A 23,429-nucleotide genomic window follows, 5' to 3' on the forward strand; every position below is an offset into this window, starting at 1 on the left:
GAGTAAAGGACGCTAAATCATGGCAGCCAAACCGTTTTTCCGCCGCCGCAAGGTGTGCCCCTTCTCGGGCGACAACGCGCCGAAGATCGACTACAAGGACACCCGTCTGCTGCAACGCTACATCTCTGAGCGTGGCAAGATCGTTCCTTCGCGTATCACCGCCGTTTCGGCAAAAAAGCAGCGTGAGCTGGCTCGTGCGATCAAGCGCGCCCGCTTCCTCGCCCTGCTGCCCTACGCTGTGAAGTAAGGAGAGAAGCAGATGCAAGTTATCCTTCTTGAGCGCGTTGCAAAGCTGGGCCAGATGGGCGACGTCGTCGACGTAAAGCCCGGTTTTGCCCGCAACTTCCTGCTGCCGCAGGGCAAGGCAAAAACCGCCTCCGACGCCAACATCGCCGCCTTCGAGGACCAGAAAGCGCAGCTGGAAGCGCGCAACCTGGAAACCAAGAAAGAGGCCGAGGCCCTGGCTGAGAAGCTGGACGGCCAGCAGTTCATCGTGATTCGCTCCGCTTCGGATGCGGGCGCGCTGTACGGCTCGGTCACCCCGCGTGACGCCGCCGACGCCGCCACCGCGGAAGGCTTCTCCGTTGACAAGAAACAGGTCGCCCTGATCAACCCGATCAAGTACCTGGGTCTGCACACTGTCTCCGTGAAGCTGCACCCCGAAGTCGAAGTCGAAATCAAGCTGAATGTCGCCCGCTCCGCCGAAGAGGCAGAGCTGCAGGCATCCGGCAAATCGATCCAGGAGCTGGCCGCCGAAGAGGAAGCCGCTGCCGAGTTCGAGATTTCCGAACTGTTTGACGACATCGGTTCCGCCGCATCCGACGACGACGACGATGCACCGGCAGCCGAGGCCGCTGGCGAAGACGAAACCAACTGATCCCAATCGGATTGGTGAGATCTGGAAAGGCCGCCCCAGCCGGGCGGCCTTTTCTTTTGTCTGGGCACAGCTTGCCAATGCAAAGCAAACTTTAGAAATTTTCCACGATCGCCCTAACTTTCCCTTTGCCCACCTCTGTCAGCATGGCGACGGGAGCAAGGAAAGGGGGTGCCCATGACAAGGACAGAAACCGATCTGGACCGCGAAGAGCTGACGCTACGCCGCAGATTGCTGTTTCGGCTGCTGCGGGGGAACACGTTCGACAAACCTAGTTTGCGCGGTGAACCGATCACCGAGCTCGTTCGCCGCGGCATGATCGCGCCGGGGCATGGGCTGTTCGAACCAACCACGCAGGACGCTCGGCACGGGCCGACAGCAACGCCCTGACCCGGGCATCCTGGCACTGTTGGGGACCGCGAAAATTGGGAAACAGCCGCGGCCCCCGCTGCCCGATCTGGTCAGTCAGCCCCCCAGGCGAGAGGGGCAGACTGCCTGAGGGTCGTATTGCCTCAATGCGCGACCCCAATATGTGGGGGATGAACATATTTAACAAACGTTGAATTGTTAAATTTTGATAAACCTGCCGAAACAGCCGGTCCGCAGCGGCGGTTCCCCGCCCGTGGGCCTTGTGCTGGCCATTGCGGGCATTGCGGCTGCGCGCATTCCGGCTAGGTTGACGGCAGTTTCCCATTCTCGGAGCGCGCATGAACCGCCGGACCTGTCTGCTATCCCTCCTCGCCACCACCACCCTGACCGCCTGCGGCAGCACCGCCGCAACGCCGGAGCGACCGACCTTCGATCCGCCGCTCTACCCGAATGAGACCCCTGAATTGCGCCGTCAGATCAACCATTGGGCCGATCATTATAAGGTGCCCCGCAGCCTGGTGCATCGACTGGCCGTGCGCGAAAGCACCCATCGCCCCTGGGCGGTCAACCGGCCCTATTTCGGGCTGTTGCAGATCCTGCCGGCAACCGCACGCTCCATGGGGTTTCGAGGCAGGCCGAAGGATCTTCTGGATGCGGAGACCAACCTGAAATACGCTGGCAAGTATCTTCGCGGTGCCTGGCTGATTTCAGACGGCAGCGAAGATCAAGCTGTGAAGCATTATTCGCGCGGCTACTACTTTGAGGCCAAGCGGCGCGGCATGCTGGAAGAGACCGGACTCAGCTGACCTGCGAGACAGATACGGCAAAACACGTCTCTGCCTGCGGGTCGCAATGCAGGTGTTACATCTGTCCACTACCGCAGGTGCAAAGATTTCGCCCTGCGGATCCGTTTAAAGACAAGGAGACGACCATGCCCATCACACTTGACCGCCGTGCATTTCTGGCCGGCAGCGCCGGGTTGATTGCCCTGCACCCGTTTTCCGCCCAGGCCGCTGCCGGGCAGGTCCATCTGCGACTGATGGAAACCACCGACCTGCATGTGCATGTGTTTCCCTATGATTATTATGGCGACCGCCCGGTGGACACCGTCGGTCTTGCCCGCACTGCCTCGCTGATCGAGGAGGTCCGCGCGGAGGCGACCAATTCGCTGCTCCTGGACAATGGCGACTTCCTGCAAGGCAACCCGATGGGCGATTACATCGCCTATGAACGGGGCATGAAGGAGGGCGACATGCACCCGGTGATCGCCGCGATGAATACCGTGGGCTTCGACGCCTCCACGCTGGGCAACCATGAGTTCAACTATGGCCTGTCGTTCCTGGAGAAATCACTGGCGGGCGCGGGTTTCCCGGTGGTCTGTGCCAATGTGGTCAAAAAGACTGGCGCCACCCCGCGCCAGGATGAGACCCTGCTGCCGCCCTATCAGATCCTGGACCGCACCCTGACCGATGGCGCGGGCAACAGCCATCCGATCAAGATCGGTATCATCGGCTTTGTGCCGCCACAGGTGATGAACTGGGACCGTCGCCATTTGGAAGGCAACGTGCAGGCGCGCGGCATTGTTGAGTGCGCCCGCGCCTATGTGCCTGAGATGAAAGAGAAAGGTGCCGACATCATCCTGGCACTGTCACATTCCGGCATTGGCGCGGCGGAGGGCGGCGACGACATGGAAAACGCCTCCGTGCCGCTGGCGGCGGTGGAGGGCATTGACGCGATCATGACCGGCCACAGCCACCTGGTTTTCCCCTCCTCCAACTATGCGGATTTTGCGGGCGTCGATGTGGACAAGGGCACTATCCACGGCAAGCCCGCCGTAATGGGCGGTTTCTGGGGCAGCCACATGGGGCTGATCGACCTGATGCTGGAACGCGATGGCGCGGGCTGGCGGGTGGTTGGCCACACGGCAGAGGCGCGGCCGATTTCCAAGCGCAACGAGGACCGCTCTGTCACGGCGCTGGTCGACAGCCAGCAAAAGGTGCTGGACGCGGTGCAGGCCGAACATGACGCAACCCTGGCCTATGTGCGCCGCGCGGTGGGCAAGACTGACGCGCCGCTGCACAGCTATTTCGCGCTGGTGGCGGACGATCCGTCTGTGCAGATCGTGTCGCAGGCACAGACCTGGTATATTGAGCAGATGCTGAAAGGCAGCGCGTTTGAGGGCCTGCCGATCCTGTCTGCCGCTGCGCCGTTCAAGGCCGGTGGCCGCGGCGGGCCGGAGTATTACACCGATGTGCCGGTAGGGGATGTTGCGATCAAGAACGTTGCCGACCTGTATCTCTACCCCAATACCGTGCGCGCGGTGAAGGTAACGGGCGCACAGGTCAAGGGCTGGCTGGAACGGTCGGCGGGCATGTTCAACCAGGTCGAGCCGGGCAAGGCCGATCAGGTGCTTTTGAACCCGGCGTTCCCGTCCTACAACTTTGATGTGATTGATGGGGTGACCTATGAGATCGACCTGAGCCAGCCGTCTATGTTCACGCCCAAGGGCGAAATGGCGAACCCCGACGCCAACCGCATCGTGAACCTCCAGTACAACGGCAAGCCTCTGGACCCCGAGCAGGAATTCATTATCGCCACCAATAACTACCGCGCGGGCGGCGGCGGCAGTTTCCCCGGCGCCAAGGGCGACACCACCGTGTTCGAAGGCCCCGACACCAACCGCGACGTACTGGTGCGCTATATCGTCGAACAGGGCACCGTCAGCCCAAAGGCAGATGCCAACTGGCGCTTTGCCGCCCTACCCGGCACATCCGTTCTGTTCGACACTGGCCCCAAGGCGGCCGACTATGCCGATGCGGTACCCGGCGTGAAGATCCAGGCCGCAGGCGAAGGCCCGGACGGTTTTGCCCGCTTCCGCATCGACCTGTAAGGGGCGCTTGCGCTGAACGGTATTGGTCGCGCAGCACCTGCTGCGCGGCCTTTTTTGTTGGGCAGGTTAGGCAAGATCCAAATGCAAAAAGGCCGCCCAAGGGCGGCCTTTCCGTAACGCACGAAGCAGAGACGATTACTCGTCGTCCAGGGCCTCAACCGCTTTTTGCAGGTCGTCTTTGGAGACTTCTTTCTCCTCGACTTTGGCCTGCTCAACGATGTGATCAACCACTTTGTCTTCAAACAGCGGTGCGCGCAGCTGCTGCTGCATCTGGGCGTTCTGCTGAATGAATTCGAAGAACTGACGTTCCTGACCCGGATACTGACGCGCCTGCGCCATGATCGCCTGGGTCATTTCGGCGTCGGTCACCTCGACTTCGGCTTTCTGGCCCAGCTCGGCCAGCAGCAGACCCAGGCGCACGCGGCGCTCTGCCAGCTTGGTGTGCTCCTCGGTGGTCTCGATCTCGGGGTGATCGTGACCCTGAACCTCAGGGTTTTCCTCGTGCCACAGCTGATGCGCGATCTGCTTGGCTTCGGCCTCGACCAGCGACGGCGGCAGGTCAAAGGAGACCAGACCGTCCAGTTTGTCCAGCAGCGCACGCTTCATCACGGCGCGGGCGGCACCCGCGTATTCGGCTTCCAGACGCTCGGAGATCTGGGCTTTCAGACCTTCCAGATCCTCGGCGCCGAACTTCTTCGCCAGCTCGTCGTTGATCTCGGCCGCTTTCGGGGCTTTGACCTCTTTCACCTTGCAGGTGAAGACCGCTTCTTTGCCGGCCAGGTGCTCTGCGCCGTACTCTTCCGGGAAGGTCACGGTCACGTCTTTTTCTTCACCGGCCTTGGTGCCGACCAGCTGCTCTTCGAAGCCGGGGATGAAGGAGTTGGAGCCCAGGGTCAGCGGGTAGTCGTCGCCTGCTCCGCCTTCAAAGGCTTCACCGTCGACCTTGCCCAGGAAGTCGATCACAACCTGATCGCCTTCTTCGGCAGCCGCACCCTCTTCGCGGGCTTCGAAGTCCTGGGCGGTTTCGGCCAGGTTGGTCAGCGCTTCGTTGACGGCATCTTCGTCAGCCTTGACCACCAGCTTTTCCAACTCAACGCCAGAGAAGTCGACGTCCGGGATTTCCGGCAGCGCCTCATAGGACATTTCGACGTTGACGTCGTCGCCCTCTTTCCAGTCTTCGTTGGTCATCTTGACTTCGGGCTGCATCGCCGGGCGATCGCCGCTGTCTTCAAAGTGCTGGTTCATCGCACCATCAACAGCTTCCTGCATGGCTTCGCCCATCAGGCGCTGGCCAAACTGTTTCTTCAGCAGCGCCATCGGCACTTTGCCCTTGCGGAAGCCCTTCATTTCAACTTCCGGCTGGGCTTCGACCAGCTTTTCGTTGACCTTCGCGTCCAGCTCAGCAGCTGTGACGGTGATGGCGTAGCCGCGTTTCAGACCTTCGTTCAGCGTCTCGGTGACCTGCATCCTATTCCCCATAGAGATTCGGGGCGCGTGCGCGCAGGCGCCCCCAGACAATTTGCGGTCTTCTATTTCCCCAGAGCCGGCGGCGCAAGGGGCATTGCCCGTATGAGGCGGGAATTGGCAGTTTTTGCGCAATCGCCCCGTAAATTCGCCCCTACAACGCAAAAACACGCCCCACAAGAGGGGCGTGTTTCCGGTCTGAACGCTAGGGAGGAGACGCTCAGAACTTCCAGCGGGCACCCGCCAGGATCACATCGGCATCCTGATAGGTGGTCGCGCTGTTGTCGGCATAGGAGTAGTTGCGGTAGCCCAGATAGGCCTCGACGTTGTAGGCGTCGATTTTCTGGACCGCGGCGACACCCCAGGATTCCGCGCTGTCGCCAGTGCTGGCCATATCAGACCCGTCGTAATAGTCGACCGAGAACGCAGTGGAACCGGCCGAGATCAGGTTCGCCTCATAGCCCAGCTTGGCGTAGGCATAGCTGCCAGCAATGTCGCGCTCACCCGCAGCTAGGTTCAGCGAGACGCCGCTGTCCTTGTGCAGCACCCCGAAGGAGCCGGAGATGTCACGGCGATCTTGCTGGCCGGTCTGTTCGGCCCAGGCCGCGCCAAGGCCTGCATCGATGGCAAAGGCACCGACCTGATCGTTGGCGTAACGCACGGCCACGTCATAGGTCTCGCGGTCGTTGTTCTCGTTCAGGATGTCGGTACCGTAGGAGGTCGACAGGGTGAAACCCGCCAGTTCGGGCGTGTCATAACGGACACGGCCGAGACGGCTGCCGTCAAAGTCATTAAAGACGTCGCCGATTTCGATGGTGCTGAGCGCGCCACCGCTGGTGCGGAACGCATAGCCGCCTGCCGGGTCGGCGACCGCGACGCTGGCACCCAGGCCGGTGCCGGAGAAATCGGTGCCGGTGATGCCGTCAGACGCCATCGAGCCCTGACCTGCCGAGAAGCGACCGTAATTGGCGGTGTCAAATTGCAGGTCAACGTGGCGGATATTGGTGCGATCCCAGCTGACATTGTCACCGGTGGTGACCTGGTTCACGCCGTCGCTGCCACGGAAGCCGAAAGAGGTCTCAAAGCGAAAGCGCAGGGTGTTCTCGCCGAACTGCTGGTTGAGCCAGAAACCGATACGCGAACTGGAGCCGGAGTTGTCCACCAGACGATTGTAGTCCTCCACGCCGTCGTCGAACGACTGGAAGGAGGGGTTGAGGTGACCATACCACGTAAAGCTGCCGCCGGTGTCGTTGGTATAGGTTGGTCCGGCAAACGCCGGTGCTGCGAGGGCTGCAACCGCCAGAGATGCTGCGCCCGCTCGTGCCGTGAATTTGGTGCTCATGTTCCTGAGTCTCCTGTTCCTTTGGCCAGCCAGCCCCTCCATCCCTGGGGCCGCTGGCACAGGCCACAGGTAATGCGTGGATTCCGGGGATTTGAGGGGTTGAAAAACGGCGACCAAAACAGGGTCTCGCGGTCGGCAAGTTTCCGCTTACGCCCTGCTGGTAGCGGCTATTTTCCGCCTGACCTCAAAGCGTTAAGTAATTTATTTCACATAAGAAACTGCACCCAGAACATAGCAGCAATGCGCGATATGCAAGGCGCTATCCGAAGCAGCACAGCCTGTGCCACGACCTGCCGCGCAGGCGCTATATAGTGGTCAATTATCCGCGACTGACCGGCGCACAGCAGGCGCGATTCCGGCGATGCGCTGAGGCTGCAAGACGGCGCGCGGATTGCGGCGATACCGGCCCACGCTGTCCGGGCGCCCGGCAAGCAGGGCCATTCCCGCGGGCCCGGATCTGTCAGGCCTGGAGTGCCGCGAAATCGAGATCTATCGTCGCCCGCATCCCTGAGGCCGTAAACGCGCGGGAGATGGAGCCGCCAAGCGCCGTCTCCGCCACGTTTTGACACATCTTGGTGCCAAACCCTTCGGTATTCACGCTTTGCGGGTCAATGCAGCAACTCTCTTGCCAATCAATGACGAACCGATCACCGGTTCGACGGGCCCGAACGGCAAGACGGCCACCGGTCACGCCAAAGGCACCGTATTTCGTTGCATTGGTGCAAAGTTCAAAAAGGATCAGCGCAAGCGGCGTGACGGCATCCGGCCCGAGGTACACATCCTCGATGTCGACCTCCGGCCCCTCGCCCCCCGCAAAAGGCGCCACGATTGCCATGACCAATTCGCGCAGCGATGTCTTGCCAAGGCTTCCGCCGCTCGGGTCAACCACTGCCAGTCGGTGCGCGGACGACAGCGCCACCAGGCGCTCTCGCATCAGTGCGGCCAACTCGCTTGCGTTCGAGACCCGCTGTGCAGTCACGGAGATCAGACTTCCCGCGACAGCGAAAGAATTGCCCACCCGGTGGCGCATTTCTGCCAACAACATGCGCTGACGCTCTGCCGCCTCGCGTTGCAGGCTGATGTCCCGCGCGATCTTGGAGGCGCCGACCACCTCTCCCGCAGCGCTCCGAACCGGCGAAATCGTCAGCGAAATCGGCACCAGGCTGCCGTCCTTGCGTCTGCGAAACGTTTCAAAATGTCGGATACGCTCTCCCCGGCGCAGCCGCGCGATGATATCGACCTCCTCGTGGTGGCGATCTTCCGGAATGAGCATCATGATCGACTTGCCCACAGCCTCTTCTGCCGTGTAGCCGAACAGGTGCTCGGCACTGGTGTTCCATGTCTGGATAATGCTGCGAAGGTTCTTGGTGATGATGGCGTCGTCGGAACTCTCGACAACCGCTGCAAGATACGCGTTGAGATTACCCGAGGTATTCATCAATTCCCCCTGTGATCGGCAACTAGGCCGTGCGGACCAACCTTCGCCGAGGAACATAGTCTGATGCAAGCCTTGCGCGCAGCACAGGCCGCGGGGACAACGGCAACCGGTTGTGTCTCGAACCGTGCGAGTCGAACCGCTCAGGCCGTGCCGACCGCGGAACTGCGGCGCAGCGGGTCCGCACTCACCCGCCCGACGAAAGGCCGAAACGACCAGAGCCGTTCCGACCAGTCGCCAACGGCGACCCGCGGGCGGCGCTGGCTCAGGGCGCCCAGTGCACCCGCGCTTCGGACAGCACCGCCTGGATCGGCGCGTCTTCCGGTGGCAAGGTCATGGCGCGTTCCAGCGCCGCACGCTTGGCCTCGCCAAAGATCACCAGATGCTTGGCGATGGCGGCGTCCAGTACCGGTGCGGTCAGGCTGATGCGGGCTTCCGGCTGGCTGTCCGGCCGCATCACCGCAAAGGCGGGCGCATCGGCCGCCAATGCAGCCTCCAGCCCGGCAACACCGGGAAACAGCGAGGCCGTGTGCATGTCATCGCCCATGCCCAGCAGCACCACGGACAGCGGCAGCTTGTCCTGAAGCTGCTGCTCCAGCTGAGCCAGCGCCGCGTCTGGCTCCTGACCGGGCAGGTAGAACGGCACGAACTGCGCCGCCGCCGCGCGGTCCTGCATCAAGCGGGCCCGGATCATCGCCGCGTTGGAGCGCGCGTTGTCCTCTGGCACCCAACGCTCGTCGGTGGCCATCACCTGCACCCGCGCCCAGTCGATGTCCGCCGCACACAAGTCATCAAAGATCGGTCCGGGCGTGGTGCCGCCCGCAACCGCCAGCGACACGTTCTCGCGGTGCAGAAGATGCGTTTTCAGATCGCCGGCCATCTCGTTGGCGACCTCGATCGCCAACATGTCCCGATCCGCGTACTCGTTGAACATCATGGGTTTATCCCCCTCCATTCACGCCCATCCCGGCGCATTAGCAAATCAGCGTCACCCGGTCCGGTGCTGCCGCTCTCATAGGGTTTGGGCACATCGCCGCGCGCTTCCCAGCCGCCGATCAGCGGGTCGGTCCAGGCCCAGGCCGCCTCCACCTCGTCGCCGCGCATAAACAGCGTCTGGTCGCCGCGCACCACATCCATGATCAGCCGCTCATAGGCGTCTGGCGGATCGCCACCCTCCGGGCCCAGCGCCTCGGCAAAGCTCATATCCAGCGGCACGTCGATCAGACGCATGCCGCCCTGCCCTGGTTCCTTGATGGTCACGCTCAGCGTGATGCCCTCATTCGGTTGCAAGCGGATCTTCAGGTGGTTGGCATGGCGCCCCGCCTCGGCACCAAAGATCGAGTGCGGCGCATCCTTGAACATCACGCTGATCACCGACGAGCGCGCCGCCAGCCGCTTTCCGGTGCGCAGATAGAACGGCGTGCCAGCCCAGCGCCAGTTGCTGATATGCGCCTTCAGCGCCACGTAGCTTTCGGTGCGGCTGCGTGGATTGCCAACCGCCGTGCGATAGGAGGGATGCGCGGCCGCGTCCGCCTCGCGCGCCTGATACTGGCCGCGCACGATGTGATGCGGCTCCACCGGATCCAGCGCCCGGATCACCTTGAGCTTTTCGTCGCGCACCGCGTCCGGGTCGAACTTGGCCGGCGGCTCCATCGCGATCAGGCACAGCAGCTGCATCAGGTGGTTTTGCATCATGTCGCGCATGGCACCGGAGCGTTCGTAATAGTCTTCGCGCCCCTCGATGCCGACGGTTTCCGCAACGGTGATTTGGATGTGGTCGACGTACTGGCTGTTCCACAGCGGCTCGAACAACATATTGCCAAAGCGCACCGCCATCAGGTTCTGCACCGTTTCCTTGCCCAAGTAATGGTCGATGCGATAGATCTGCCCTTCGTCGAAATGGCTGGCGAGGGTGCGGTTCAGCGCCTTGGCGGTTTGCAGATCGCGACCAAAGGGTTTTTCCACCACGATCCGCGTCGCCGCATTGGTCAGGCCATAGCTGTGCAGCCGCTCTGCCAAGGGCGCAAACAAGGCCGGGCCGACAGAGAAATAAAACAGCCGCACCGGCACCTGTTCGGCGGGGCGCACCTGCGCCGACAGCTCTGCCCAGCCCTGTGTGCCCATCGCATCAAGCGCCACATAGCTGATCCGTTTCAGAAAACTGTCCAAAGCAGCGTCGTCGCATTCCCCTGCTCCGCAGTGGTCGCGCACCGCTGCGGCCACGATGCGGCGGTATTCCTCACCGCTCAGCGCGGCGCGCGCAGCCCCGATGATCCGCTCCCCTCCTGGCAGCTGGCCCGCGCAATGGCGCCGGAACAACGCAGGCAGGATCTTGCGCTGCGCAAGGTCCCCCGTGCCGCCAAAAATCACCAGATCAAAAGGATCGACCGGTATGATACGCGAAACCATTTTGCTCTTCCCGCTGTTCGCCGCCCCCACTGGCTGGGGCTTGCGCGGCACACCGCCGCTCACATCCCTGTCATGTTGCGGCGCGGTGCCTTTCAATTCCCGGCCAGTATAAGGTAGCTTGCGCCGAAGGGAACTGCCGCAAAGGATATCCGCATGAAAGATCTGCAAAAACCCGATGCGAATGTCGGGAAGTTCCAGGATCCCTATTTCACCGCAGACGGTCAGCAGCGCGCCTCTGTGCCGCTCAGCGATCCGCAGACGCTGTGGTTCAACACCGGAACATTGTGCAACATCGAATGTAGCAACTGCTATATCCTCAGCTCCCCCACCAATGACGCGCTGGTCTATCTGACAGAAGCAGAGGTCGAGGACTATCTGGACCAATTGGCCGCGCGGCGCTGGCCGGTGCAGGAGATCGGGTTTACCGGCGGCGAGCCCTTCATGAACCCGCAGATGATTGCCATGACCCGCGCAGCGCTGTCACGCGGTTACAAGGTGCTGATCCTGACCAACGCGATGCGGCCGATGATGCGCAAAACGGTGCGGGCCGGCCTGCTGGAGCTGCAACAGGCGTATCCCGGCCTGCTGACACTGCGGATCTCGGTGGACCACCACAGTGAGGCGCTGCACGACAAGGAACGCGGCTCGGGCAGTTTTGCCAAGACTCTTGAGGGCATGCAGTGGCTGCGGGAAAACGGGTTCTCCATGACGGTTGCGGGGCGCACAGTCTGGGGTGAGACCGACTCCGAAGCGCGCGCAGGCTACGCGGCGCTGTTCGCCGCGCATGGCTTTGCCATCGACGCCCATGACCCGGGCCAGACCGTGCTGTTTCCGGAGATGGATGAAACCGTCGACGTTCCGGAAATCACAACCGGATGCTGGGAGATCCTGAACAAGTCGCCGGACAGCGTGATGTGTGCCTCGTCGCGCATGGTGGTGAAACGTCGGGGCGCCGAGCGACCTGCGGTCCTGGCCTGCACCCTGTTGCCCTATGCGGAGGAATTCGAGCTGGGCGAAACCTTGGCGGAGGCCGAAGCGCCGGTGCAGCTGAACCACCCCCATTGCGCCAAGTTCTGCGTTCTTGGCGGTGCCAGCTGCTCTGCATGAACGGGCCTCCAGCCAAACACCAACAGCCGGTCCGGCGGCGCGCCCAGCACGGGCGCGCCTAGGCGGGATCAGGCGAAGAAGTCCCAGGTGCCGGTGGTAAAGTGGGCGTCTGTCAGGGTGACGTCACTGCTGAATTCCACCAGCACGTTATCGCCGTAATACAGCTTGTCGGCGTCATTATCCATGAACAGGCGGTCTTCCTCCGCATCCTGCCAGTCCTGCCGGTCAAAGGTCACAGTGGCATCGCGCGGCAGTAGTTCTCTGGCTTCCTGCCTGTCGAAAACAAATACATCCTTGTCGGCATCGAAATCCCGGACAACCGCCACCGTCGAGTAGGCATCTAGTTCAACAAACAGCCGATCCCGGCCGCCGCCCGTCTTGATCGTGTCGGCTGCATTCGCAAAGCTGCCAGTGAGGATGTAAATGTCATCGTTGCCAGATCCTGCAGACACGAACTCGCTGTGCATGCCCTCCAGCACGATGGTGTCCTTGCCCTTGCCGGTACGGATATCCACGTCCAGTTCCTGCGCGTGGCTGACCGTCGAGCCGTGGATCACCACCGTATCATTGCCGTTTCCGGTGTTGACGCGGACATCGGCAGACACCGCCCAGCGAGCACTGAAGTCAAAATAATCGTGACCTCGGCCTGTATCGACATTCAGAATCCCAACACTGCGATAGGCCATGTAGGTGATCGCATCATTTCCATTCAGGGTGTCGACGTTGATCTCCGCCCCGGAACAATCCTGGAACTGGGCGATCCTCAACGTGTCGTCCTGCGCGCCCGCCACGATTGCAAAGTCGCCCTCGTTGAAGGCCGCCATCTCTGCATCGTTGCTCCCGAGGGAGATATCGTAATCCCAGTGTTCAACGGATCTGACACTGGTTTCAATCAGGCGCAGCTCCAGCCGATCCTCGTTCCCCGCGTTTACGGTCACGTCCGATGAAACGGTGTCGTATCCCCGCCCGCCATCAAAACTGATCTGGCGATAATCGCTATAACGCGCACCCTGTGTGAAATCGAAATACAGCGTCTCGAGCGTGTCGTTCCCCGTGCCGCCAAAGAACCGGTCGGACTGGTCTGCGCCGAATTCGCGGCCAACCACGTTCGAATCAAACTCATGGTGGAAGATCTCGAAAACATCATCACCGCCGCGGCCATAGAAGCTCTCGCGGATTTCAGTGGTCGCCTTAAACCTGTTATCAACATCTGTGCCGTAAACGCGTGTCCGCATGGAAACCTGCCTTGCCTCGAATAATATCCGTTGGCGTCCGCAGGCTAGGCCGGTCTGACAACACAACCACAGCGCCTGCTGACGCCAGCACGTGCGACCCTATTGCGCGAGCCCTGGCCCGGCAATCGCAAAACAGCACCAATTGTCGGCGACAACCGCGATCACGGCGGTCGCAGATTGTCAGTGCAGCGGGAACTCTCCGACCACGTTGCGCCATTCGCCCGGCCCGATCATCTTGCGATGACTGAAGCGCACCGAATGCAACGGGCCTTCGATCTCGCGCTGCCAGAATTCGATGAATTCAAACAGCCGTGGATGGTCCGGCATCAGGTCGTACTCCTGCCAGACGAAGGTGTTCAGCACATGAACATAATCCGGCATGTGGTAAGTCAGCTCGGCCGTGGTCAGCCCATAGCCTTTCAGCATCAGTTCGGTCTCGGTTGTCTCCATTTTCGCCTCCAGTTCTGTCCCCCTCTGTATGATGCTAGGATGCAAATGGTTAATTTCCGTTAAAACAAGAGATTACCGCTAAAATCATCGCCCGCCCCCAGCGGGCAGGCTGTTTGCTTGCGCCTCATATACGGTATCTGATAGGGTGCTAGCACAAGATATAGAGCCAGAAGAAAGAGCGGGCAGCCAACGTGAGCGATACGCCGGAAACTCCTGAAAATATGGATGAAAATCTGCCGGAACGGCCAGTCTATGACGGTCCCACGGTCTCCATCGAGTCCGAGATGCGCACCTCGTATCTCGACTATGCGATGTCGGTCATCGTCAGCCGCGCGATCCCCGATCTGCGCGACGGGCTGAAACCGGTGCACCGCCGGATTCTGTATGCCATGCACGAATCCGGCAACACCCACGAAAAGGCCTATCGCAAGTCGGCCCGACCGGTCGGCGACGTGATGGGTAAGTACCACCCGCACGGCGACAGCGCGATCTACGACGCGCTGGTGCGGATGGCGCAGGACTTTTCGATGTCGCTTCCGCTGCTCGACGGTCAGGGCAACTTCGGCTCGATGGACGGCGACAACCCGGCCGCCATGCGGTACACCGAGGTCCGCATGGACAAGCCCGCCGCGGCGCTCCTGGCGGACATCGAAAAAGAGACTGTCGATTTCCAGGACAACTATGACGGCAAGGACCGTGAGCCGACGGTGCTCCCGGCCCGTTTTCCGAACATGCTGGTCAATGGTGCGGGCGGTATTGCGGTTGGCATGGCCACCAACATCCCGCCCCATAACCTGGGGGAGGTGATTGACGCCACGCTGGCGCTGATCGAAGAGCCCGATCTGACCAGTGAACAGCTGATCGACTATATCCCTGGGCCGGATTTCCCCACCGGCGGTGTGATGCTGGGCCGGTCCGGTGCCCGAAAGGCCTATCTGGAGGGGCGCGGCAGCGTGATTATCCGTGCCAAGACCCGGACGGAGGAAATCCGCAAGGACCGCTATGCCATTGTCGTGGACGAAATTCCCTATCAGGTGAACAAGGCCGCGATGATCGAGAAAATCGCGGAACAGGTCCGCGACAAAAAGATCGAAGGGGTTGCCCACGTTCAGGATGAATCCGACCGCAACGGTGTGCGGGTCGTGGTCGAACTGAAGCGCGACGCCACACCGGAGGTGGTGCTGAACCAGCTGTTCCGCTTCACCCCAATGCAGACCTCTTTTGGCTGCAACATGCTGGCGCTGAATGGCGGCCGGCCGGAGCAGCTGACGCTGCGCAAGTTCCTGACGTCCTTCATCGAGTTCCGCGAGGACGTGGTGGCGCGGCGCACCGCGTTTGAGCTGCGCAAGGCGCGCGAACGCAGCCACATCCTGTGCGGTCTGGCTGTCGCCGTCTCCAACGTGGATGAGGTGGTTGCCACCATCCGGTCCTCTGCCGACGCCGCCGAAGCGCGCCAAAAGCTGATGACGCGGCGCTGGCCCGCGGCAGAGATTGCCGATTACATCCGGCTGATCGACGACCCGACCCACAAGATGAACGACGACGGCACCTATAACCTGTCGGAGACTCAGGCCCGCGCCATTCTGGAACTGCGCCTGCAACGGCTGACCCAGATCGGCGTCAAGGAGGTGACGGACGAGCTGGAAGAGCTGGCGGGCAAGATCAAGGAATACCTGGAGATCCTGTCCTCGCGCGAGCGGATCATGGGCATCATCGGCGATGAGCTGCGCGAAGTGCGCAACAACTTCGCGGTGCCGCGCCGCACCGAGATCGTCGACTGGTCCGGCGATATGGAAGACGAAGACCTGATCGAGCGCGAGGACATGGTGGTGACCGTGACCTCCGGCGGCTACATCAAACGGACCCCGCTGGCCGATTTCCGCGCCCAGAAGCGCGGCGGCAAGGGTGTGTCGGGCATGCAGACCAAGGAAGAGGATGTCATCACGACCCTCTTTGTGGCCAACACCCATACGCAGCTGTTGTTCTTCACCACAGACGGCATGGTTTACAAGCTCAAGACCTGGCGCCTGCCGCAGGGGGGACGCACCTCCAAGGGCAAGGCGATCGTCAACATCCTGCCGATCCCGCCGGGCGTCTCCATCGCCGCCATCATGCCGGTCGATGTCCCGGATGAGGAATGGGAGAACCTGCAAGTGGTCTTTGCCACCTCCGGCGGCGACGTGCGTCGCAACCGGCTGTCGGATTTCACCAACGTGCGCCGCAACGGCAAGATCGCGATGAAACTGCCCGAGGATGGCAGCGTGAAACTGGTCAACGTGCGGATCTGCTCCGAAGACGATGACGTTATGCTGTTCACCAACTCGGGCCGCGCCATCCGCTTCCGCTCGACCGATGTGCGGGTGTTTAACTCGCGCGAATCCACCGGTGTGCGCGGGATCAGGCTGACAGGCGCGGACAGCGTGGTGTCGATGTCGGTGATCCGCCATTCGAAATACACCCCGGAACAGCGCACCGCGTACCTCAAGATGCGCCGCGCGATGGCCGGGCTGACCGACGACGCCGAGAACAGCGACGAAGAGGCGGTGGAAGATCCCAACTTCTCGACCGAGCTTTATGCGGAAATGTCCGCGGCGGAAAACCTGATCCTGACCATCACCTCTGGCGGGTCGGGCAAGCTGTCCTCCAGCCATGACTATCCGGTGCGCGGACGCGGCGGCATGGGTGTGACCGCGATGGACAAGGCGATGCGCGGCGGCGAGATCGTGGCCTCCTTCCCGGTGGAGATGGATGATCAGATCATGCTCGCCACCTCCAAGGGGCAGTCCATCCGGGTGCCGGTGGACGGCATCTCCTTCCGGTCGCGTTCGGCCGGCGGGGTGCGCGTGTTCAACACCGGCAAGGGCGAAGAGGTCGTCTCCGTCGCCTGGATCGCGGAGAACGGCGAGGAAGAAGAAGAGAGCTGACGCCCCGCCTGCAGATATGAGAACCGGCAGCGCCGTCCTGGTCTTCAGGGCGGCGCTTGCCGTTTAACCGGGCGCTAACCCTTTTCTGCCAGCGTCATCCTGAGGTTGACCATCTGCAAGGAGACGCCCGATGAACCTGTATCACTGCGCCATCGACCTGCACCACGAGGCCAAGGCGCTGAGCTTTGCCAGCGCCGTCGATCAGTGGATGGGGTATCTGCAGGAGCGCGGAGTCGTCCAAAGCTGGCGGCTGCTGCGGCGCAAGCTGAACCTGGCAAGCGGCCAGTCGCGCGATTTCCTGCTGGAGATCGAGTTCGCCGATATGACCCAGCTGGACCAGGCCTTCCGCGTCCTCGGCGAACACGATGAAGAGGTCGAACGGCTGTATTCCAACGTCTCGGCACTGATTTCAGGCGCGGAAATCGGCCTCTACCGCCCCTTTCCCGACCCTGAGCGGGCGGAACGCATGGCGCTGATCTGACCGGCGGCCGCCGCGCGGCCGACAGGGCTCAGATCAGGGTCGGTGCCAGAACGAAGCTGGCAAATAGCAGATAGGCTACGGCTGTATGCATCACATCACTCTCTCAACTCACCATGGTCAGAGAGCGTACACCGGAATTGCGGCATTTCCGGGGCGGCGAGTGCGGGCCGCCGCGGTCACGGGCCATCGCCCGTATCAGAGGTCATAGATCAGACCGAACTTCTCGTTCAGATAGGCCAGCAGAGGCTCATGGCCGGGCTGCATGCCTGCGGCGCGGGCGATGGTTTCACGCGGGCTGCGCAATCCGCCGAACTGCTGCAGGTTCTCCCGCAGCCAGCCGGTCGCGGCCGTGGTGTCGCCCGCCGCGAGATCCGCATCGAGCCCCGGCACATCCCGGCGCAGCGCCTGGTACAGGCAGCCGGAATAGACGTTGCCCAGGGCATAGGTTGGGAAATAGCCGAACAGCCCCACCGACCAATGCACATCCTGCAGGCAGCCGTTGGAGGGCTTGTCTACCGCATAGCCGAAATCCGCCTCGAACCGGTCATTCCAGGCGCTTTCAAGATCCGCGACCTCCAAATCGCCGCCCATCAGCGCGCGCTCCAGGTCAAAGCGCAGCATCACATGCAAGTTGTATTGCAGTTCATCCGCCTCGGTTCGGATATAGCCTTTATCGACCCGGTTCACGGCTGCATAGAAGACGTCCGCATCGGCGATGCCGAAGTCGCCAAAAGCGTCACGCATCTGCTGGAACAACCAGCCGGTGAAGGCGCGGCTGCGGCCGATCTGGTTTTCGTAGATCCGGCTTTGGCTTTCATGCACGCCCATCGACACCCCACGCCCCAGCGGGGTCAGCAGGTAATCGCGGCTGATGTTCTGCTCATAGGCGGCGTGGCCAACCTCATGGATGGTGGAGTAAAAACAGTTGAACGGATCCGTCTCGCTGGTGCGGGTGGTTATGCGCACATCCAGCCCCGAGCCGGAGCTGAACGGATGCACCGCCTTGTCGACGCGCCCGTGGTGCAGGTCGTAGCCAAACGCCTCGGCAATTTTGCGGCTGAGCTGCATCTGCGCGGCTTCGTCAAAGGTGCCCTCGACGCCCATGGGGGCGGGTTTGTCCAGGACCTTGGCGCGCAGCTCCACCAGGCCGGGGCGCATGGCGTCAAAGATTTCGGCAATGCCCGCGCCGCTCATGCCGGGCTCATAGTCCTGCACCATGGCGTCATAGACATCGCCGCCCGCGGCCAGCGCCTGGCCTTCCTCGCGCTTCAGGGCGACCACTTCAGACAGAACCGGCAGAAAGGCGGCCACATCCTCGGCGGCGCGGGCCTCGGCCCATTTGCCCTGCGCTTCGGAGGTCACGCGGGCGAGCCGCTTGGCCAGATCCGCAGGCACTTTCACCGTGCGCTCATAGCTGCGGCGGATCTCCCGCAGCTGCGCCGCGCCGGCCTCATCCGGGGCTTCGGCCTGCTCCAGCCACTCCGCCACGCGCGGATCGCTGCGGCGGGCGTGCAGCACCGCCTCGATCGCGGCCATTTCCTCGCCCCGCTGCGGAGCGGCGCCGCGCGGCATCACGGTTTCCTGATCCCACCCCAGCCGCCCGGCAATCTGTCCCAGCGCCTGGGTCTCGCGCTCAAAGGCCATCAATTCGTCAAATGCGGTCATGGTCTCAATGATCCTTGATAGAGGTTGCAATGGGATAGGCCGACAGGAAGCGCGCCCGCAGGATCAGCACCCAGACGATAATCGCCACCAGCTGGTGGGTGATCGCCGCATGCAGCGGCGCGGCATACAGCACGGTCACGATGCCCAGAACCACCTGCACTGACATCGCCGCAATCACCGCGTTGAAGGCAAAACGGGTGCGCGCATGCGCCGAGCCACGCCCGCGCAGCCAGGCGACCACGGCAAAGGCAAACAGAAGATAGCCCGCAACCCGGTGAATGAACTGCACCAGCCCGGGGTTTTCAAAGAAGTTCTTCCACAAAGGTTCGATCATAAAAGGATCCGGTGGGATCACCTGCCCGCCCATCAGCGGCCAGTCGGTATAAGAGCGCCCCGCGTCGATACCTGCCACCAGCGCCCCCAGCAGGATTTGCAGGAAGGCAAAATGCATCAGACCGGTGGACAGGCTGAACCGCTTCGCCTCCTTGGCGCGGCGCGCCTGCATCAGCTCGCGCTCCTCGCGGCCCAGCATCAGAACGTACCAGGCGATAAACCCGAGGATCACGAAAGCCAGCCCAAGGTGCGTCGCCAGCCGGTAGGAGGCAACCGCGGTCATGCCCTCGCCCTGCGTCACCCCAGAGGCAACCATCCACCAACCGATGGCCCCCTGCACGCCGCCAAGCAGCCCCGGCAGCAGCAGGCGCCCAGTCCAGCCCGCCGGAATCTTGCGCGCCACCAGAAACCCCAGAAAGCCAACCGCCCAGACCAGGCCGATCACCCGGCCCAGCTGGCGGTGCCCCCATTCCCACCAGTAGATTTCCTTGAAATCGGACAATTGCATCCACTGGTTCTGGATCCGCCACTGGTCGATCTGTTTGTACTTGTCGAATTCGGCCTGCCAGTCCGTTTCGGACATGGGCGGAAGCGCACCGGTGACGGGGCGCCATTCCGTGATCGACAGACCGCTGTCGGTCAGCCGGGTCAACCCGCCCACCACGATCATCGCGACGACCAGCGCGAACAATACCATCAGCCAGGCGCGGATCGCCTTGCGCGCGCCGCTTCGACCGCGGTCGATCAGACCGGGCTGCACTGCGGGCGTATCGGTTTTCTCGCCCTCGACTTCTTGGAAAATGCTGCGCTTGCTCATGCTTGCCTCTTTGTCTGTGGTGCCAAGCTAGGGATGGTGTTGGGATTGGTCCAGTGCGGCTTATTCGCCGCCGCGCTCTTTCCAGCGGACCATCTGCCGCATAATCCCATGCAGCATCTGCACGTCAGACCGGGTCATCCGCATGCGGGACCACAGGTTGCGCAGGTTGGTTTTCATGCTGTCAGCTTTTTCCGGTGGAAAGAAGAACCCGGCCTCGTCCAGACGCTGCTCGTAATGTTCCACCAGCTTTTCCACCTCGACACCGCTGGCCCAGTCGCCCTTGCGGCCCAGATCGGTGGTTTCATGCACCACGTCGCCCGTCTGGCGCATCCATTCATAGCCCGTCAGCAGCACGCATTGGCCTAGGTTAAGCGAAGCATAGAGCGGGTTCACCGGCACCGAGATGATGGCATTGGCCTTGGCAATATCTTCGTTCTCGAGCCCTGCGCGTTCGGGGCCGAACATCACCGCAACCTTTTCGCCGGCGGCGATTTTTTCCGCCGCGATCTGCATCGCGCGTTCGGGGCTGTAGACCGGTTTGGTCAGCCCGCGCTGCCGGGCGGTAGTGGCAAAAACATAGGTGCAGTCGCCCAGCGCCTCGGGCACATCTGCGCAAAGTTGCGCTTCGTCCAGCAGGCGGCCCGCGCCGGAGGACATCGCCACCGCCTTGGGGTTCGGCCAGCCGTCGCGTGGCGCCACGATGCGCATCCGGTCGAGGCCAAAGTTCCACATCGCCCGCGCGGCGGCACCGATATTCTCGCCCATTTGCGGGCGCACTAGGACAAAGGCGGGTTGTGGGGTTTCGCTGGGCATCTTCATCTCCGACAAAATCGGCACAGCTCTACTGCCGCGGCGGCGGCGGGGCAAGGTCCAGCACCCCCGCTGCGCCCATTTCCTGCACCCGCGCCGGTGCAATTCCTGCGCCTGCGCCCGCGCAAATCCTTGCGTCCCGCAGTAAATCGGCTAAACACCGTTCAATTGCCTGAACAAAGGAGCGCCCCGATGGAAAGCCCTGCCGAAGCCCCTGAGCAGCCGCAGATCTACCTGATCTCCCCGCCCAGTTTCGAGCTGGGCAGGTTCCCCGAACAGCTGGCACGGGTGCTTGATGCGGTCGAGGTCGCATGTGTGCGGCTGGATCTGGCGAGCCGCGACGAAGACACTCTCAGCCGTGCGGGGGACGCGCTGCGAGAGGTAACGATGGCGCGCGACGTGGCGCTGGTGATCTCGGATCATCAGATCCTGGCAGAACGGCTGGGGCTGGACGGGGTGCATCTGACGGATGCGTCAAAATCGGTGCGCACGGCGCGCAAGGCGTTGGGGCCGGACGCCATTGTCGGCGCTTTCTGCGGAGCATCCCAGCATGACGGCATGGTCGCCGGCGAGGCGGGCGCCGACTACGTCAGCTTTGGCCCCGTGGGCACCTCCGGTCTGGGCGACGGCGCGCGGGCCGAGGCGGATCTGTTCCAGTGGTGGTCAGAAATGGTCGAGGTGCCGGTGGTGGCCGAGGGCGGTCTGACCGAGGATCTGGTGCGCGACGTGGCACCGTTCACCGACTTCTTTGGCATCGGCGACGAGATCTGGCACGCGGAGGATCCGCTGGCGGCGATGAAGGTCCTGACGCGGGCGATGGGCTAAGACCGCCCGCCTTCAGCGCGCGCGGCTCAGAGCAGGGCGCGCTCTGCAAACCAGTATCCGCCGATCAGGGCAATCGTAACCGAGGCCGGGATCGCCACCCGGCCACGGTATTTCGGGTGCCGCCCAAACCACAGGCGCACGCCCAGATAGGCCGCGGCAATGACCGCCAGTTGGCCCAGCTCCACGCCGACGTTGAACCCGATCAGCGCGGGCAGAAACTGGCTGGCGGGCAGGCCAAACGCCCCCAGCACACTGGCAAAGCCCAGCCCGTGCAGCAACCCAAAGCCAAAGATCACCGCCGCGCGCCAGCTGTGCAGCCTGCGGGCAAAAATATTCTCCACCGCGACAAAGACAATCGACAGGGCAATCAGCGGCTCCACCACCGCGGGGTTGACGTTGACCAGCCCGAGCGCCCCAAGCGCCAGCGTGATGGTGTGCGCGACCGTAAACAGGCTGATCTGCACCAGCAGCGGTCGCATCCGCGGGCTGAGAAAGAACAGGCCCAGCACGAACAGGATGTGGTCCAGCCCCTTGGGCAGAATATGGGTAAACCCAACCGGGATGTACTCGACAAAAGCCTCCATCGGGGATTTGGCCGCGCCGCCGCCCAGCGGGATGGCCGCGGATCGCTGGCCGCCTTGCAAATACCCCGTATAGGGGTCTGCGACCCCGTTCTGGCGCAGCACCACACCGCCCGCCCCCGCAGGCCAGTGGATGCGCAGGCTGCGGGCACCAGGTGGGACCGCGCCGGAAAGGTGCAACACAGACGCACGCGGCAAGGCGGTATCGCCGGTCTCGGGGATGGAGACAGATTGCAGCGTCAGCGGGACGTCGCCCTCGGCGCTGACGCTAAAATTCTGCAACCAGTCCTCGACAAACAGCCGCAACATCGGCTCCAGCTCGGCCGGGTCCAGCGCCCGCAGCTCATCATAGTCGGCGGACAGCGCGGTCTCGTTGGTGTCGCTGACCCCGTCAAGATTGATCCCCGCCACAAAGGCCTCTGCGTTGAGACGCAGGTGCAGGCTGATCTGCCCCTCCGCAACGGTGAAATCAGCAACTGCCGGGGTCACCTCATGGGCGCGGGTTGGCGCGGCAGCTATTGCAAGGGGCATGACCAACAGCGCAACATACGCCCGCAGCCATCCCAGATACCGCCCCAATCCCAAGGACATCGTCATGCTAAACCGCCTGTTCCGCCAGCTGCTGCTCTGTTCCGGGCTGGCGATCCTCTGCAGCCCCGCGTTCTCCCATGAGTTTTGGATAGCGCCGGAAAGATATCAAGTGGCTTCTGGCGAAAGCGTTGTGGCACGGCTGCGCAACGGCCAGCGATTTCGCGGGGCGGAGCAACCCTATCTCGATCACCGCATCGCCCGCTTCGAGGTGATCCAGAGCGACGGCGCCGTGCCATACAGCGGCCGGATGGGCGACATGCCAGCCTTTGCGACCGCCACCTTGCAGGAGGGATTGGCGGTGTTGGTTCATCAGACCCGACCGCACCGGCTGGTCTATGACAGCTGGGAGACGTTCGAAGCCTTCATCGACCACAAGCGGCTCGGCGCCATCCGCCAGGCGCACCGCGCCCGTGGCCTGCCCGACTCCGGGTTTGCAGAGCACTATACCCGCTACGCCAAGGCCCTGGTTGCGGTGGGCGCAGGCGTTGGCAAAGATCGTCCCACGGGGATGGAGACAGAGTTCGTGGCACTGGCGAACCCCTACACCGATCAGCTGGCGCAGGGCTTCCCGGTGCAGCTCCACTACCGCGGGGCGCCGCGCCCACATGCGCAGGTGGAAATCTTTGCCAAGGCGCCCGATGCCAGCGTCACCGTCACCACCCGGCAGACCGATGCCCAGGGAACCGTCACCCTGCTCGTTCTTCCCGGCTACCAATACCTGCTAGATGCGGTTGTTCTACGCCCCGCCCCGCAGGATGCCGATTACGTATGGGAAAGCCATTGGGCATCGCTCACCTTCGCGGTGCCACCGCGGTGAAGGCGCTTGC

The 23,429-nt window shown here is 62.6% G+C and carries 21 protein-coding genes; 10 read left to right on the plus strand and 11 right to left on the minus strand.

Annotated elements, in window-relative coordinates:
• The first annotated feature begins 19 nt into the window (after positions 1-19).
• From rpsR to AC0IPL_RS08575, 5 genes are all read left to right on the plus strand, one after another.
• A complete protein-coding gene (rpsR, locus tag AC0IPL_RS08555) occupies positions 20-247 on the plus strand; it encodes a 30S ribosomal protein S18 (protein WP_005982441.1) in 228 nt (75 codons plus the stop codon).
• 12 nt (positions 248-259) lie between these two features.
• The gene (gene rplI, locus AC0IPL_RS08560) at positions 260-877 is read left to right on the plus strand and encodes a 50S ribosomal protein L9 (protein ID WP_474273577.1); all 618 of its coding nucleotides are present in this window, start codon (positions 260-262) and stop codon (positions 875-877) included.
• A gap of 174 nt (positions 878-1,051) precedes the next feature.
• Positions 1,052-1,264, plus strand: coding sequence for a hypothetical protein (locus tag AC0IPL_RS08565; RefSeq protein ID WP_474273579.1), 213 nt, complete (start codon positions 1,052-1,054; stop codon positions 1,262-1,264).
• Positions 1,265-1,581: 317 nt separating this feature from the next.
• Positions 1,582-2,049, plus strand: coding sequence for a transglycosylase SLT domain-containing protein (locus AC0IPL_RS08570; RefSeq protein ID WP_474273581.1), 468 nt, complete (start codon positions 1,582-1,584; stop codon positions 2,047-2,049).
• Positions 2,050-2,174: 125 nt separating this feature from the next.
• Entirely contained in the window at positions 2,175-4,133 is a 1,959-nt protein-coding gene (locus AC0IPL_RS08575) for a bifunctional 2',3'-cyclic-nucleotide 2'-phosphodiesterase/3'-nucleotidase (protein WP_474273583.1), read from the plus strand.
• A 135-nt stretch (positions 4,134-4,268) separates the two neighbouring features.
• Here the strand turns inward: AC0IPL_RS08575 and tig are convergent, their stop codons facing one another.
• The 5 genes from tig to zwf all read right to left on the minus strand — a co-directional run bounded on the left by tig (position 4,269) and on the right by zwf (position 10,783).
• Complete coding sequence (tig, locus tag AC0IPL_RS08580; RefSeq protein ID WP_474273585.1) at positions 4,269-5,600, minus strand: trigger factor; 1,332 nt, start codon at positions 5,598-5,600, stop codon at positions 4,269-4,271.
• 217 nt (positions 5,601-5,817) lie between these two features.
• Positions 5,818-6,939 (minus strand): porin, encoded by a 1,122-nt coding sequence (locus AC0IPL_RS08585; RefSeq protein WP_474273587.1) that lies wholly within the window; start codon positions 6,937-6,939, stop codon positions 5,818-5,820.
• A 460-nt stretch (positions 6,940-7,399) separates the two neighbouring features.
• Positions 7,400-8,377, minus strand: coding sequence for a PAS domain S-box protein (locus AC0IPL_RS08590; protein WP_474273589.1), 978 nt, complete (start codon positions 8,375-8,377; stop codon positions 7,400-7,402).
• Positions 8,378-8,639: 262 nt separating this feature from the next.
• Entirely contained in the window at positions 8,640-9,311 is a 672-nt protein-coding gene (gene pgl / locus AC0IPL_RS08595; protein ID WP_474273591.1) for a 6-phosphogluconolactonase, read from the minus strand.
• Positions 9,308-10,783: a glucose-6-phosphate dehydrogenase gene (zwf, locus tag AC0IPL_RS08600; RefSeq protein ID WP_474273592.1), complete on the minus strand. Its 1,476-nt coding sequence runs from the start codon at positions 10,781-10,783 to the stop codon at positions 9,308-9,310. The genes pgl and zwf overlap by 4 nt, the downstream gene beginning before the upstream one ends.
• Positions 10,784-10,936: 153 nt before the next feature.
• Here zwf and AC0IPL_RS08605 point away from each other — a divergent pair, with 153 nt between their 5' ends.
• On the plus strand, positions 10,937-11,890 hold the full coding sequence (locus AC0IPL_RS08605; RefSeq protein ID WP_474273594.1) for a radical SAM protein: 954 nt from the start codon (positions 10,937-10,939) through the stop codon (positions 11,888-11,890).
• Between the two features lie 68 nt (positions 11,891-11,958).
• On the opposite strand, the gene AC0IPL_RS08610 is transcribed toward AC0IPL_RS08605, so the two are convergent.
• Both AC0IPL_RS08610 and AC0IPL_RS08615 read right to left on the minus strand, forming a co-directional pair.
• Positions 11,959-13,125, minus strand: coding sequence for a hypothetical protein (locus tag AC0IPL_RS08610; RefSeq protein ID WP_474273596.1), 1,167 nt, complete (start codon positions 13,123-13,125; stop codon positions 11,959-11,961).
• A gap of 180 nt (positions 13,126-13,305) precedes the next feature.
• Positions 13,306-13,575, minus strand: a complete 270-nt coding sequence (locus AC0IPL_RS08615) for an usg protein (RefSeq protein WP_474273598.1) — start codon at positions 13,573-13,575, stop codon at positions 13,306-13,308.
• A gap of 221 nt (positions 13,576-13,796) precedes the next feature.
• Between AC0IPL_RS08615 and gyrA the strand changes: the two genes are divergently transcribed.
• Together gyrA and AC0IPL_RS08625 are read left to right on the plus strand one after the other, a co-directional pair.
• Positions 13,797-16,499 (plus strand): DNA gyrase subunit A, encoded by a 2,703-nt coding sequence (gyrA, locus tag AC0IPL_RS08620; RefSeq protein WP_474273600.1) that lies wholly within the window; start codon positions 13,797-13,799, stop codon positions 16,497-16,499.
• A gap of 130 nt (positions 16,500-16,629) precedes the next feature.
• Positions 16,630-16,980, plus strand: a complete 351-nt coding sequence (locus tag AC0IPL_RS08625; protein WP_474273601.1) for a DUF6614 family protein — start codon at positions 16,630-16,632, stop codon at positions 16,978-16,980.
• A 195-nt stretch (positions 16,981-17,175) separates the two neighbouring features.
• Here the strand turns inward: AC0IPL_RS08625 and AC0IPL_RS08630 are convergent, their stop codons facing one another.
• The 3 genes from AC0IPL_RS08630 to AC0IPL_RS08640 are packed head-to-tail and all read right to left on the minus strand — an operon-like array spanning position 17,176 to position 20,608.
• Positions 17,176-18,645, minus strand: a complete 1,470-nt coding sequence (locus AC0IPL_RS08630) for a carboxypeptidase M32 (protein WP_474273603.1) — start codon at positions 18,643-18,645, stop codon at positions 17,176-17,178.
• 4 nt (positions 18,646-18,649) lie between these two features.
• Complete coding sequence (ctaA, locus tag AC0IPL_RS08635) at positions 18,650-19,795, minus strand: heme A synthase (protein WP_474273605.1); 1,146 nt, start codon at positions 19,793-19,795, stop codon at positions 18,650-18,652.
• A gap of 60 nt (positions 19,796-19,855) precedes the next feature.
• Positions 19,856-20,608, minus strand: coding sequence for an RNA methyltransferase (locus AC0IPL_RS08640; RefSeq protein ID WP_474273607.1), 753 nt, complete (start codon positions 20,606-20,608; stop codon positions 19,856-19,858).
• 189 nt (positions 20,609-20,797) lie between these two features.
• On the opposite strand from AC0IPL_RS08640, the gene AC0IPL_RS08645 reads away from it, so the two are divergent.
• On the plus strand, positions 20,798-21,430 hold the full coding sequence (locus tag AC0IPL_RS08645; RefSeq protein WP_474273608.1) for a thiamine phosphate synthase: 633 nt from the start codon (positions 20,798-20,800) through the stop codon (positions 21,428-21,430).
• Between the two features lie 26 nt (positions 21,431-21,456).
• Here the strand turns inward: AC0IPL_RS08645 and AC0IPL_RS08650 are convergent, their stop codons facing one another.
• Positions 21,457-22,608 carry a HupE/UreJ family protein gene (locus AC0IPL_RS08650; RefSeq protein ID WP_474273609.1) on the minus strand — a complete coding sequence of 384 codons (1,152 nt, stop codon included), beginning with the start codon at positions 22,606-22,608 and terminating at the stop codon, positions 21,457-21,459.
• Here AC0IPL_RS08650 and AC0IPL_RS08655 point away from each other — a divergent pair.
• Positions 22,607-23,419: a DUF4198 domain-containing protein gene (locus tag AC0IPL_RS08655; protein WP_474273611.1), complete on the plus strand. Its 813-nt coding sequence runs from the start codon at positions 22,607-22,609 to the stop codon at positions 23,417-23,419. The genes AC0IPL_RS08650 and AC0IPL_RS08655 overlap by 2 nt on opposite strands.
• Positions 23,420-23,429: the final 10 nt, after the last annotated feature.

This window comes from Leisingera sp. SA32, from assembly GCF_056033425.1.